Below are 13,150 nucleotides of genomic sequence, written 5' to 3'. Positions count from 1 at the left end.
GAGCATCGGCTCAGGCCACAATCTTGACGGCTTGCTCCATACACCACCAGGGATCCTCCGCAAAAGCTGGCATGGGAGTGCTGCCTGCTTTGCCCAGAATGGCCAGCCGGACTTCCCGATCCAGGCGGGATCCGGCCCCGTAGGGATCTTCTGAGGGAGGTTCCAGCCGTTGCCCCAGAGGGGGCATCACCATAATGCCTGGCTGCATGCTGGTGCTGCTGACCCAGATTTTGAAGCGATCCACCGCTACGTCTGTTCCTTCTGGCAGCTGCATCTGCAGCAGGTAGCGGGGGCCAGAGCCAATCAGCAGGCTCTCGTTGGGGCGTAAACGGGCAGGCAGATCTGGTTGATAGGGGTAAACCAAATCCACGCTGTACCGCCGCTCGTCAAAGACGGTGACATAAACATGCACTGGAGTGGGGGCTCTGTTTCTCAAGGCAATGGCCAGGTTGCGGCCTGCTTGGATTTGCACTTTCCCTTGGGGATCCCGCGGCAGGGGGCTCACTTCGGCAGGGTCAGAGCTGCTGGCCGGGGTTTCCAGTTGGAGAAATTCCACTTCCAAGATGCTGCTCAGCGCATCGCTGGCAGGTTGCAGGTTCAAAAGATTACCAAAAGCAGCCACGTGCTCCAACAGCCGCACCAGCTTGCGAGGCAGGGCCAGTAGCTTCTTCACCGGGATCCGGAAGGCCGCCAGAGCCACCTCTTCCCCCCGCCGGTAAAAGTGATAAGTGGCATCGGGCAACAGCTCTACCCGCAAGTCCGCTGCTTCCGGGTCTGCGTAGGTCAGAAGCGGTGAGGCCGGCAAGGCCGCCAGCAAATCGGCAACGGGCATTTGCACTTGACTGGGATCCGCACAGGTGAAAGCCACCCGCAACGGCTGGAATCGGATAGAGGACATGGGGAAAACCTGGAACGGAGTCTGCCGTATTCTCCTGCTCTGAGGTTGCCAGGCAAGCAAGCCAAGCTCTATATTACCTGCTCATTACCTGCTCAGTTCTCTCGACTGGGCTGTGGCCAAGTCAGCTCTCGGCCAACAGACTCCCAACAGGCCATAGCTCCGTAATCAAACTTAACACCAAAGGCAAATGGAACCATTGGGAAACTATCCCGGATCCCATCTGCAAATGATCTCTTAATGGTCTATTCTTGATCCTGTTGTCGGGTTTGTGGCTGGAGTGGAGCCCACCTCTCCTCTTTCTAGGCTGATCTACGGAGAACCATGTTTAGCAAAGCTTTTTCTTTTCAGAAGGTGTTTGCGCCAGCGCGTCGTCGGTTGCTTGTCCTGCTGTTGGCTGCGTTGATGGCTGGGTTTGGCTGGGGTCTGGCTCCAGTGTTTGCAGCTAGGGATATTCCTGCAGTGGCTCTGTCGCCAACTGAGTCTATTACCTTTACCGAAGCCCAGTTGGCCAAAGGGAAGAAGCTATTCAACACCGCATGCGCCCAGTGCCATGTGGGCGGCCAGACCTATCCCAACCCGGATGTGAGCTTGAAGCTTTCGGATCTGGAGGGGGCAACTCCCCCACGGGATAATGTGCTGGCGATTGTGGATTACATCAAGAATCCAGTCACCTATGACGGGGTGGAGTCTCTGTTGGAGTATCACCCCAACACCCAGCTCACCAGTGAGTATCCACGTCTGCGCAACCTCACCGACGAGGATCTGAAGCTGATTGCGGGCTACATTCTGGTGCAGGCCAAGACCGTTCCCGGCTGGGGTGGTACCAAGAACGAAAGCCACAGCGACCTATCAGCCTATCTCTAATGCCGCATCTGGATCAGAAGTTGCCTATGAGATGGCGGATCCCGTCTCGCCTCTGGGCCTGGGTCGGGATCCTAGCTTTGTTGTGGCTGGGGCTGGCCAGTCCGGTGGCTGCCCGCATTGATCCTTACGTGAACCAGTATTTGCGGGTGAGTGGCCCTGTGGAATTGCCTCTAGATGCCGCAGGGCATACCCTCACCTTTACCCCAGAGCAGCTCACGGACGGCAAAAATCGTTTTCAGTCCGCCTGTTTGAATTGTCATGTGGGCGGTGCCACTTTGCCGGCTCCCAACATTTCCCTCTCTTTGAAGGACTTGCGCGGTGCCACTCCACCCCGAGATACCCTTCAAGCCTTGATGGAGTACCAGCGGGATCCCCGCAGCTACGATGGCTCGGATTCCAGCTATGGATGCCGACCTGTACCCCCTTCCTGGATGGACGACGAAGCCCTGAGAAATCTGGCTGCCTTTATTCTCAGAGCGGCTCAGGTTGCCCCTGGCTGGGGATCCAACGATTTGATCGATGCCGGTTAGGGTGTAGCACAAAAGCCACCGTGCTAGGCCCGCCAAGGCGAGCTGCATAGCGGTACGGCAGGGCTTTAGACCCAATTCTTTGGTAAGGGCACCTTCTTTTCGCTTTTCAATGCGCTTCTGGCCGCGCGAACCCATCTTTGCCCAAGAGAAGCAGAGGAGAACTGAGCAGATCAGGGGTGAGCGAATAGCCAACCAATCCTCAAAAAGGAAGGCAATTGTATACTCGTTTCAGCTTGGGGTGAGATGCCTGGGCTACTGAGAAAAACCTTTTGGATCCCTTGCATTATTGCTCCGCAACGCCATTGCTCCGCAACGCTGACGCGAAGACGCGACCAAGGTTTTAGGTGTGGGTGCAGTGTCCTGGTTTGAATCAAGATGACCCTAAAAACTCTTCCCTGAACTCCCCTCTCCCTCTGGGAGAAAGGTTTAGGGGTGAAGGTTGACGGCTTTCAAGATTGAAAAAGGCGGGAATAGAGCTGTTGGTGGACTTGACAATCGCGTTCTTGTAGGAGGGTGAAGCTGCCCAAAGCCGGCCAGCTGGGGGAGAGGTTTGGCCTTTCGGCCCGCTTCACAACCGGCAGGATCTCTTGGTGTACCACTGCCTCGATGGGCTCGTACAACTGAGCCAATAGGCTTTGCCCCTCGGTATGCCCCAAAGGTACCAGACGCACCGCTGCCGAGACCAGCCCAGTGAGGGAGGAGAACAAGAAGGCACGCAGGGTATCTTCCAACCCAATGCCCGCCTGAGCGCAGATCCAGCCAAACACCACGGAATGATGCAGTGGATCCCCCTCTGCCTTGGGGACAGAGATTCCCCAGGTGCGTTCTGCCAGTTGAGCTAGGCGTTTCCCCAAATCTAGGCTGGCTTGGCGCGGCTCTGCCGCCCAACGGGTTGCTTGCAGCTGTTGCTGCAGCTTCTCCACTCCCGACTCGGATCCCAATCGGGATAGACGATGGGCCAAGGCACAGGCTCTGCCCTCGGTGGGGGCTAAGCCCATGTGCAAAACCCCCAACAGGTACTGCTGCACCCCAGCCCGATCGCGAAGTTGACCCGCTTGAACGGCAGCTTCCAAGCCCCAGGAGTGGGAATAAGCCCCAATCGGCAGGGCAGAATCGGTGAGCTGTAGCAACAGATAGAAAGTGCCGCTGGATCCTGGAGAAGTAAGTTGGGAGGAGAGCTCACCACGCATCTTCACCAAGCCTTAGCGGGGGCGGATCAGGCCATAGCCGCCATGGTTGCGGACGTAGATAACGTTGATCTCGCCATTTTCGATATTGCGGAAAACGTAGAAGTCGTGATCCACCAGCTCCAACTGGTGCAACGCTTCCTGAACCGTCATGGGTGGCATGGCGAAGTATTTGGTGCGCACCACCTCTGCGGGTAACTCCGCTTGCCGTTCCGTATTTAGCGGATCGGTGATGGGCTGCTGGGCCACTGCCACGGAGGTTTTGGGGGTGTGGCGGACGCGGTGAATGCCGTTCCGTTCTTTGTATTTGCGCAACTTGCGGGCCAGCTTGTCGGCCACACGGTCGATGCTGGCATAGAGGTTTTCGCTGCTTTCTTCCGCCCGGATCACGGTGCCATTGGCGTAGACGGTCACTTCGGCAGATTGGCTGGCACTGATACGGGGGTTGCGGGCTACCGATAGATTGACATCAACCTCACTGGTGATCTGGGCAAAATGACTGACAGCACGCTCAATTTTTTCTTGAACGTAGCTGCGGATGGCGTCGGTAATCTCGACGTTTTTCCCTTGGATCACAAGCTTAGTCATGAGGAATCTCCCAGTCATGTCGGTTTATACCTGAGATAGCGCCTCATCCCCACCCGGGATCCCTCTAACTCTGGAAAGCGATCCCAGCTCACAGGCGACGTCAGCCCTTTAATTGGCAAAAATGGAGCCCTGTCATCAAGGGTGAGCAGATCGGCTTTGGGAGTGGCACTAACCTCTTGGGTTAAGTCTAGGTTAACATCTCGCTCAAGGATCTCTGCCAGAGGTTAAGAATAAATTTAGGCTCTCTTAATGTTTCAGAGATGTTGAATTGATGTTGAATTCCAGATTTTCCCGAATCGCAGGAGCTCTGTAGAGAAGCGGGATCTCCGCCCTGCAAGACATGCACTTCTATTGGCTGTGTTGAGTGTCTTTGGGAAAGGTTTTTTAGAGTTTAAGTTGCAAGTTCCTCAGTCAAAAGCCAAATCTATCATCAAACCCATAGACAGATCTAGCCTGCTAAAAATCTTCCTGAGCTGGATTTTGAGTTGGTTAAACAATGTCTCTAACTCTGACCTGTTTTTGAGAGACTAAACGTGGGCCGTATTGCCCATAAGCTCGGCAATCCAGATGCTTCAGCTCTCCTCCAGTGTATGTTGGTATTATTCTACAGCCTAGCAGCATCTTGATTGGATAGCCATTGACAGCAAAAATGAAGGGATATTGATATAAATTAAGCTTTTTATCGATTTTTTATCAATATGAGGCTCTCGACTTGAGAGATGGTGTTGTTGTCGGTATTAGCTTTGACAAGCCTGTTGTTCACTGTTCCATGCTGTAAGGTTTCTATCGGAGAGCTACATAAGTACATAAGAACTTGGAACTCGGTTCTGCCGCTGCAGTCACCTTGAGGAGCGGTGGGGAGAAGGCCAACTCTTTCCGGGGTGGCTGAAATGCTACTCTCGGAATCGCCTTGGTGTGCGAAAGGTGAGGCAGACGGTGTGGGCGGAGGGATCCCGTTGAAGGCGGCAGAGCTTTTAGACAGAGCAGAAGAGGCTCTACAGGAGCAGTTTCAGGCGGTGGAGAAGACCCTCAGAGAGAACCTGGCGCGGGTGCTGCGGGCCTTTCGCGACCAGCGGGTGGGATCCCATCACTTTGCCGGGGTGTCGGGGTATGGCCACGACGACCAGGGGCGGCAGGTTTTGGATCGGGTGTTTGCCCAGATTATGGGCTGTGAGGCAGCAGTGGTGCGGCTGCAGATGGTGTCTGGTACCCATGCCATTGCCTGTGCTTTGTTTGGGGTGCTGCGTCCGGGGGATGAGCTGCTGAGCATTACCGGCCCCCCCTACGACACCCTTGAGGAGGTTATCGGCCTGCGGGGCTCCGGGCGGGGATCCCTACGGGAGTTTGGCATCGGTTACCGCCAGTTGGATTTGCGGGAGGGAACTGTCGATTGGCAAGCCCTGAAAACCGCCCTCAGACCGCAAACCCGGTTGGTTCACATTCAGCGCTCCTGTGGCTACGATTGGCGGCCCAGCTTTTCCATTGCCCAGATTGCCGAGATGATCCAAATGGTCAAAGCGCAAAACCCCGAAGTTGTGGTTTTTGTGGACAATTGCTACGGCGAATTTGTGGAAACCCAGGAGCCAACCCATGTGGGCGCAGATCTGATTGCCGGATCCCTGATCAAAAATCCGGGGGGCACCCTTGTTCCCGCCGGGGGCTATGTGGCCGGGCGGGCAGAGCTGGTGGAGCAAGCGGCCTGTCGGCTGACGGCTCCGGGCATTGGTTCTGAAGGGGGGGCAACTCTAGATCTCAACCGCCTTCTGTTTCAAGGCTTGTTCTTGGCCCCGCAGATGGTGGCCGAAGCGGTGAAGATCGCCCATCTGGCGGCGCAGGTGTTTTCTGATTTGGGCTACCCGGTCTCGCCTCTGCCTCAAACTCCCCGCACCGATATCATCCAGGCCATTCAATTGGGATCCCCGCAAAAGCTGCAGGCTTTCTGCCAAGCGATTCAAAACAGTTCTCCTGTGGATTCCTACCTCACCCCAGTTCCGGAGGTGATGCCCGGTTATGCAGACCCGGTGGTGATGGCAGCAGGCACCTTTATTGCCGGGAGCAGCGCCGAGCTGTCTGCCGATGGGCCGATGCGGGATCCCTACACCGTCTACTTGCAGGGGGGAACCCATCTCTACCATGGGCGGCTGGCCCTAGAAGCCGTCTTGCAAGCTTGGGAGGCCCTGTAGACCAGTATGCTCTCGGCTGGAAAAGCAAGGAAGGGGCAGGCCAACAATCTCAAAACTCAGCATGAAGTTCGGCAGAAGTTGTCGTCTCTGGCCAACCTTTTCCCTCAATCAGGGGGTAGGATCAGTCCACAGTGGCCATTCTTCAGAGAGGGATCCCTTTTGATGCTGAGCTTGTACCGTTCTTGCGTGTCTCCTCGCCGTTGGGGATCGCGTTTGACTCTGGCTCTGGTGGCATTGGGGTTGGCCGGCGGCTGTCGGCTGCTGGATCGGGTGGGAGAGAGAGGCTTGCCGGTGGGATCTGCGCTGACCCGTTCTGCTCTGTGGAGAGGCAGCCAAACCGTGACGGGAGCGCTGGAGGTGGGAGATCAAGTCAGCCGCCAGTACGGCAGCTTTTGGGATGGGATCCCCGTCACCGCTGAGCCGGGACAGATTTTGATTGCGGCCCTAGAGAGCGAAGATTTTGATGCTTATCTGGAGCTGGTGGACGGTCAAGGGCGGGTGATTGGCTTTGACGATGACTCTGGCCTGGATGTGAATGCCCTGTTGGCAGTGCGTCTGCCGGAGGGAGGCACCTATACCCTGCGGGCCACCAGCTTTGAGCCGGAATCCACCGGCAACTACCGGCTCACTTATATCCTCACCCAGGTAGATTGGCAGCAAAGCCTATCGGGCCGTCTGCAGGAGGGATCCCTTCAGCATCCCGAGGATGGCAGTTGGATGGACGAATATCCCATTGCCGCCCGCGCCGGCCAGATCCTGATCGCTTCCATGACCAGCTCCGATTTCGATGCCTTTTTGCAGCTGCTGGATCCCAGTGGAGAAGTCAGGGCTTGGGATGATGACCAAGGGGGTGGAACCGATGCTCTGATGATTGCCTTTCTGCCCCGCACCGGCACTTATACCCTGCGGGCCAACACCCATAAGCCACGAGAAGAAGGAGCCTATAGGTTACAGTACGCCTTGCACTAGCCCCTGCTCGCCCAGATTCCCTGTCTTACAGCTTGGATAAGGGGGCTTGTGAACCTTCTGATGCTGATGTCGAGATTTTGACAGGAATCATCGTTTTTTAACGCCTAATGTTGATATATGTCAGGAGTTGCCAGTTTACCTTCCTAAGATCCTCACAAAGCCAGAAGGGGCACTGCTTGCTGAGCTTTGTGGGAAAGCATAACATCTTATCCTAAGTTGTGACGGAGCTGAAATATTGTCCTCGGGGATGAGGTCTTTTTTCTAGAATCGAATCGATGGCCTAGACCATTCTTTTGCAGTTCAGCCCCTATCTCCACAAAATGGATGCCATGACTCCTGAAATGGTACGCCAGTTTTGGTCTTTGGTCAGCGAGATTGGCAGGCCAGATTGGCTCACAAAGCGTGACGATGACTTGGTGAACCTGCTTCTGAGCGCCTGTCAGAAAAAACACGCCCTCAGCAGTGTCGATGCCTCAATTCTCAATCGCTACATCAGCATTCGCTTGCCCTTGATTCGCGATATCCTCGTGGATTAAACCTAGAGAGGACAAGGTTTTCCCATCATGCTGGCCGCACAAATCACCTTGCTGGTCTACGGGGCACTGCTTTTGGTGGGCGGAGCAATCGGCTATAGCAAAGGCAAAAGCTCCAAGTCTCTCATCGGGGGGCTGGTTGGGGCCGCCCTCAGCGGAGTCAGCTATGGGCTGCTGGGGGTGGATCCCCGCTGGGGGCTGGGCTTGGGCCTGGGGACGACAGTGCTGGGATCTATCGTATTCGCCCTGCGCTACCGCAAAACCCGAACGTTAATGCCTGCCGGCTTGATGTTCATCCTCAGCTTGGGAGCAGCTGTCCTTCTGGGACTTAGCTTTGGAGCGGCCTAGGCGACTTCTGGTTGCGCCGGTGGGGTGAAGTTTGTTGAACATTCGATGTAGTCAATTTCGATGTAGTCAATTTTCAGCTCTCGGCCCGAGCGAATCTCTTCCATCGGGGATCCACAGTTGGGGCAAGCATAGCGCCGGCCTATTTCTGGCTTGTATTCTTGGCCGCAGGGATGGCAATAGGCAATGAGCGGCGTTTCCCGGATGACCAACTGGGATCCCTGTAGGAAAGTACCCTGGGTTTGTGCGACATAGGCAAAGGTTAGGCTGGCCGGCTCTACACAGGTGAACTGTCCTACCACCAGGTGCACCCGAGCGATCTGAGGCTGTCCCGGCTGACTTTGCCACCAGTCACGTAGTGTTTGGATCAAGGCGCGGGTCATGTCGGTCTCGTGCATCTCTTACCTCCAGTCGCCGGCCATTTCTGGCGTCGCCTCCGGGTGGATGTAGGCGGGCTTCTCTCGGCGCGGCAGTTGCCCAGATACCACCAAATGGGCCAGCGTATCGCAAATAACTCGGGTGGCCATTAGAGCTGTGATATCGCTAATGTCGTAGGGGGGAGAGACTTCCACCACCTCCAGGCCACAGATCGGTGCTTCCCGCACAATGCGCTTGAGCAAGTAGAGCGCTTCCCGCGGCAGCAGCCCACCCGGCTCTGGCCAGCCTGTACCGGGTACAAAGCCGGCATCGATGCAGTCGATATCGAAGCTGATGTACACACAATCGGTGCCGTCTAGGGCTTTTTCGAGGGCGAAATCGGCGGCTGCATCCAAGCCCATTTCGGTGATGTCGGTAACGGTGAGGATGTGGGTGGCCCGCTCCCGGCACACTTTCACCCCTTGCCGTGGCACTTGCCAGCCACCAATGCCCAGTTGCACCAGGTTGTGGGCCGGTGCGTTGCGGATGTTGGTGGCATGAAACCAAGGACAGGTGTGCATGCGCTCATCCAAGTCGGTTTCTTGGGTGTCCACATGGCGGTCGAAGTGGATGATGCCCATCTTCTTGTCCCCCAAGTGGCGACAGATCCCCCGCACCGTGGGAAAGCCAATCGAATGATCCCCGCCCAGGATGACGGGAAAGGCGCCAGACCCGAAAATGTGAGCTACCCCTTTGGAGATTTGGTCGAAGGATTTTTCGTTGTTGGCCGGGATCGTAAAAATATCGCCGACATCGCAGAGGGTGATCTGCTCTCGCAGATCGACGCCAAACTCAAAGTTGTAGGGGGTGTACAGAGCGGAAATGCGCCGGATCCCCTGTGGGCCAAAGCGAGTGCCGGGCCGATAGGTGGTGCCGGAATCGTGGGGTACACCCACCACTGCCACATCGTACTCCCCAACTTTGCGCACATCCTCCAGGTAGGGAGCCTTGAGGAAGGTGTTGATGCCGGCATAATGGGGCAATTCGCCACGGGAAAAGGTGGGGATGGAGCGATCGCCGATGCTGGCTGCTGCCTCGAGGCCAAACTCTAAGCCTCGACTCACCTCTTGCTGCCAACCGGATAGGGAAAGCCTCGCTTCCTTGGCCAGAGCCGCTTGGGCTTCGGTAGAAAAGCCGTTATTTGCGTTCGATTCGGTGGTCATGGTTGGGATCCCCCATTAGGTGGTGTATTCGGCGTTGATGCGCACGTAATCGTAGCTGAGATCGCAGCCCCAGGCCACGCCCTGGCCGGATCCCTGATGGAGATCCACGGTAAAGGTCACCGGATCCCCTTTCAAGTACTCAGAGGCTGCCTTGCGATCGAAAGCCAGGGGCATTCCCGCCTGCATGAGCAGAAAATCCCCCAGACGGATATCCAACCGGCGGCTGTCAAAAGGGATCCCGGCTCGGCCGGCGGCGGCTGCCACCCGTCCCCAGTTGGGATCGTTGCCAAAAGCTGCCGCCTTCACCAAGGGAGAGCTGGCGATCACACGGGCCATATGCCGGGCTGCCCCATCATCCACAGCCCCACACACCCGAATTTCCAGCAGCTTGGTAGCTCCTTCCCCATCGCGGGCAATGGCCTTAGCCAGATGAATGCAAACTTGGTTGACCATCTCCGCCAAAGTCTGGGCAGCTTCTGTGCCGGCTTGCAGGGTTGGGATCCCACTTTGGCCGTTGGCCAGAGCCAAGAGCATGTCGTTGGTGCTGGTATCCCCATCCACCGTGATTTGGTTAAAGCTGAGGTCGGCAGCTTGCTTGAGGATCTGCTGCCACAGGCGGGGATCCACAGCCGCGTCGCAGGTTAAAAAAGCCAGCATCGTGGCCAAGTTGGGGTGGATCATGCCGGATCCCTTGGCAATGCCCCCGACCCTGACGGTGTACCCGTCGATCTCAGCTTGCAGGGCAACGCTTTTGGTCACCAAGTCGGTGGTGATGATGGCGCGGGCGGCGCTCTCCCCCCCCTCTGGAGAGAGGCTGTCGATAAGGCCAGGCAGGGCTGCTTGGATTTTCGGCATTTCCAGTTGTCGCCCGATGACCCCTGTGGAGGCCGTGAGCACCTGATGGGCCGGGATCCCCAACCGTTCTCCCACCCAGAGGGCCAGTTGGGCGTTGTTGCGCTCTCCTTCTTCTCCGGTACAGGCGTTGGCTTGCCCAGCATTGCAGAGGATGGCCCGCACCGGCTGCTGTTGGGCGAGGATCCCTTGGTTGTAGGTAACACAGGCTGCTTTGACCTGATTGGTGGTAAAAACGCCTGCCCCAACCGCATCGCACTCGGAAACGATCAAAGCCAGATCCGCAGCTCCTGAGGGCTTGAGGCCAGCGGCCACTCCAGCGGCTCGAAATCCTCGCGGGGCTGTAACAGCACCTGCAACCGGTTTAAATGGGGATCCCATGTGTTCCTTGGCCAGAGGGTGGTCGGCAACATCATACCGACTTGCTGCTCCGATTTGGGTCATCGCAAGCTTTCCGTGAGAAACTCTCTGGAAACCGGTTCTGAGGGAAAGAGTTGTAGTTACGCCTACCAAGCAGAGGCGGCAGAGAGGGTTATTTTGAAAGTGTGTGCTTCCTCTGCTCCGGGAATTGCCAGCCATGCCCACCCCTGTCATTACCCTCAACCATGTCAGCAAGGTCTATTCCAATGGCACGGTGGCTTTGCAGGACATGAATATGACCATCCAAGAAGGGCAGTTCGTTAGCTTGGTGGGGCCATCCGGCTGTGGGAAAAGCACAGTGCTACGGTTGGTGGCAGGTCTGGGGCATCTGACCACAGGCTCTATCGAATGGGGGCAAAATCTTGAGAAGGATGCTCCCCAAGGGGAACCCAAGTTGGCCTTTGTGTTTCAGGAACCGGCCCTTATGCCTTGGGCGACGGTGATGGACAATGTGGGGCTACCCTTAAAGTTGGCAGGTGAGCCCAAGCCAAAAGCCAATCGAGATGTCTTGGAAGCTCTGCAACTGGTGGGCCTGCGGGGGTTTGAGCGCAGTTTTCCCCGCGAGCTATCGGGCGGCATGCGCATGCGGGTTTCCATTGCTCGCGCCCTGGTAACCAAGCCGCAGGTGTTGCTGATGGATGAACCCTTCGGAGCTCTGGATGAAATCACCCGCAGCAAGTTGAACAGCGACCTGTTGGAGCTGTGGCAAGAAAAGCGCTGGACGGTGCTCTTCGTTACCCACAACATTTACGAGGCCGTCTACCTGTCCAACCGCGTGGTGGTGATGGCGGCTCGCCCAGGGCGGGTGATAGCCGATATTCCCATCGATGCGCCCTATCCCCGCTCGGAAGACTTTCGCACCTCTTCCCTTTACAACAACTACTGCCGTGAAGTATCGGCCCGTCTGCACGAGGCCATGCACGGCTCAGCTCAGGATCCCCCCTATTTGCGCCCCCTCTCTGCTGGACGTTTGCGCTGATGGGATCCCTGGCTTAGCGGTGTTCTCTCTGTTGCGTAAGTCCCTTGATGCCCCAACCTCACGATATGTTCGACCTGTTTGTCCAGCTTCTCGAGCCATGGCGCCGTTGGCTGGGATCCCTTGTTGGCTTGGGGGAGAGCTGGCCTCTCCATTGGCCAGATTGGTCTCTGCCCAAGCTGACCGGCGCAGTTGGAGAAAAACTCGGATCCCAACCCATGGATGAGGCAAACATGCCGAGTGCCGGCTCAGGGGTGCCTGCAAAGGGGTTGAATCTGGGCCGTTGGTTCAACCTGGAAGTGATTGCCCCCCTTATCGTCGGGATCCTCTTCTTGGTGGGCTGGGAAGTGGCGGTGCGGGTAACGGGAGTGCCCCACTACCTCTTGCCGGGGCCGATTTTGGTGGTGCAAACCCTCATCCGCGACTGGGGAACGCTTTTTCCTTCCCTGTTGATCACTGTGCAAATTACGGTGGTGGCCTTTTTGGCTGCCACAGTATCGGGGCTTTTGGTCTCGATTGTGTTCACCCAGAGCAAGTGGATTGAGCGCAGCTTTTTCCCCTATGCGGTGATTTTACAGACGATGCCCATTGTCTCCATCGCCCCGCTGATCATCATTTGGCTGCGCAACAACACCTTTGCCGCGATGGTGGTGTGCGCCTGGATTGTGGCTTTTTTCCCGATTCTTTCCAACACCACTCTGGGGCTGAACAGCGTCGATCACAACCTGCTCAACCTGTTCCAACTGTACAAGGCCAACCGCTGGCAAACGTTGATCTACTTGCGGCTACCCAGTGCCATGCCCTATTTCATGGGGGGCCTGCGCATCAGCGGTGGCCTCTCTTTGATTGGGGCGGTGGTGGCGGAGTTTGTCGCTGGTACTGGCGGGCAGCGGGCCGGGATCGCCTACCAGATCTTGATCTCCAGCTTCAACCTGCAGGTGCCCCGCATGTTTGCGGCCTTGATCTTGGTCACCGGCTTGGGGATCCTGATCTTTATTTCCTTAAGTGCTCTATCCGACAGGGTGTTGGGCAAGTGGCATGAGAGCGCTGTGCGCCGAGAGAACTGAAAAATTGAACTTTGGTGAAAATTAGGGCCCCCTCTCTAACATCTAGGGTCATTTGGATTCAAACTAGGACGCTGCACCCACCCCTAAAACGTTGAACGCACGCGGCCAAAGGCTTTTCTCAATAGCTCAGGCGCCTCACTCTAACCTGAAACGACTAA

14 protein-coding genes are annotated in these 13,150 nt (G+C 56.7%); 8 read left to right on the top strand and 6 right to left on the bottom strand.

Annotated features, from left to right (window positions below; translation table 11 throughout):
- Positions 1–10 precede the first annotated feature (10 nt).
- The gene (locus NW828_RS01015; protein WP_414380911.1) at positions 11–898 is read right to left on the bottom strand and encodes a hypothetical protein; all 888 of its coding nucleotides are present in this window, start codon (positions 896–898) and stop codon (positions 11–13) included.
- Between the two features lie 321 nt (positions 899–1,219).
- Between NW828_RS01015 and psbV the strand changes: the two genes are divergently transcribed.
- Together psbV and psbV2 are read left to right on the top strand one after the other, a co-directional pair.
- A complete protein-coding gene (gene psbV, locus NW828_RS01010; RefSeq protein ID WP_011434097.1) occupies positions 1,220–1,762 on the top strand; it encodes a photosystem II cytochrome c-550 in 543 nt (180 codons plus the stop codon).
- Positions 1,763–1,788: 26 nt separating this feature from the next.
- Positions 1,789–2,292, top strand: a complete 504-nt coding sequence (gene psbV2, locus NW828_RS01005) for a photosystem II cytochrome PsbV2 (protein ID WP_414380910.1) — start codon at positions 1,789–1,791, stop codon at positions 2,290–2,292.
- 449 nt (positions 2,293–2,741) lie between these two features.
- Here the strand turns inward: psbV2 and NW828_RS01000 are convergent, their stop codons facing one another.
- Positions 2,742–3,482, bottom strand: a complete 741-nt coding sequence (locus tag NW828_RS01000; RefSeq protein ID WP_148202769.1) for an urease accessory protein UreF — start codon at positions 3,480–3,482, stop codon at positions 2,742–2,744.
- Between the two features lie 12 nt (positions 3,483–3,494).
- A complete protein-coding gene (gene hpf / locus NW828_RS00995; RefSeq protein WP_414380909.1) occupies positions 3,495–4,067 on the bottom strand; it encodes a ribosome hibernation-promoting factor, HPF/YfiA family in 573 nt (190 codons plus the stop codon).
- A gap of 890 nt (positions 4,068–4,957) precedes the next feature.
- Between hpf and NW828_RS00990 the strand changes: the two genes are divergently transcribed.
- The 4 genes from NW828_RS00990 (at position 4,958) to NW828_RS00975 (ending at position 8,100) form a co-directional block, all read left to right on the top strand.
- On the top strand, positions 4,958–6,250 hold the full coding sequence (locus NW828_RS00990) for an aminotransferase class I/II-fold pyridoxal phosphate-dependent enzyme (protein WP_414380908.1): 1,293 nt from the start codon (positions 4,958–4,960) through the stop codon (positions 6,248–6,250).
- A 162-nt stretch (positions 6,251–6,412) separates the two neighbouring features.
- Positions 6,413–7,219, top strand: coding sequence for a PPC domain-containing protein (locus NW828_RS00985; RefSeq protein ID WP_414380907.1), 807 nt, complete (start codon positions 6,413–6,415; stop codon positions 7,217–7,219).
- Between the two features lie 329 nt (positions 7,220–7,548).
- Entirely contained in the window at positions 7,549–7,755 is a 207-nt protein-coding gene (locus tag NW828_RS00980; protein WP_238376795.1) for a hypothetical protein, read from the top strand.
- 27 nt (positions 7,756–7,782) lie between these two features.
- Positions 7,783–8,100, top strand: a complete 318-nt coding sequence (locus tag NW828_RS00975; protein ID WP_011434105.1) for a TMEM14 family protein — start codon at positions 7,783–7,785, stop codon at positions 8,098–8,100.
- Here the strand turns inward: NW828_RS00975 and hypA are convergent.
- The 3 genes from hypA to argJ are packed head-to-tail and all read right to left on the bottom strand — an operon-like array spanning position 8,097 to position 10,910.
- On the bottom strand, positions 8,097–8,495 hold the full coding sequence (hypA, locus tag NW828_RS00970) for a hydrogenase maturation nickel metallochaperone HypA (RefSeq protein ID WP_414380906.1): 399 nt from the start codon (positions 8,493–8,495) through the stop codon (positions 8,097–8,099). The two genes, NW828_RS00975 and hypA, sit on opposite strands and share 4 nt — an antisense overlap.
- A 3-nt stretch (positions 8,496–8,498) precedes the next feature.
- On the bottom strand, positions 8,499–9,677 hold the full coding sequence (speB, locus tag NW828_RS00965) for an agmatinase (RefSeq protein WP_414329053.1): 1,179 nt from the start codon (positions 9,675–9,677) through the stop codon (positions 8,499–8,501).
- A 15-nt stretch (positions 9,678–9,692) separates the two neighbouring features.
- Complete coding sequence (argJ, locus tag NW828_RS00960; protein WP_414374640.1) at positions 9,693–10,910, bottom strand: bifunctional glutamate N-acetyltransferase/amino-acid acetyltransferase ArgJ; 1,218 nt, start codon at positions 10,908–10,910, stop codon at positions 9,693–9,695.
- Positions 10,911–11,106: 196 nt separating this feature from the next.
- Here argJ and NW828_RS00955 point away from each other — a divergent pair, with 196 nt between their 5' ends.
- Together NW828_RS00955 and NW828_RS00950 are read left to right on the top strand one after the other, a co-directional pair.
- Entirely contained in the window at positions 11,107–11,928 is an 822-nt protein-coding gene (locus NW828_RS00955) for an ABC transporter ATP-binding protein (protein ID WP_414380905.1), read from the top strand.
- A 47-nt stretch (positions 11,929–11,975) separates the two neighbouring features.
- Entirely contained in the window at positions 11,976–12,992 is a 1,017-nt protein-coding gene (locus tag NW828_RS00950) for an ABC transporter permease (RefSeq protein WP_414380904.1), read from the top strand.
- The last annotated feature ends 158 nt before the right edge of the window (positions 12,993–13,150 follow it).

The sequence above is a fragment of the Synechococcus sp. W55.2 genome (assembly GCF_047461635.1).
Classification (GTDB): Bacteria; Cyanobacteriota; Cyanobacteriia; order Thermostichales; family Thermostichaceae; genus Thermostichus.
Note: the sequence above shows the minus strand (reverse complement) of the source record. Positions and strands in the feature narration are given on the sequence as shown.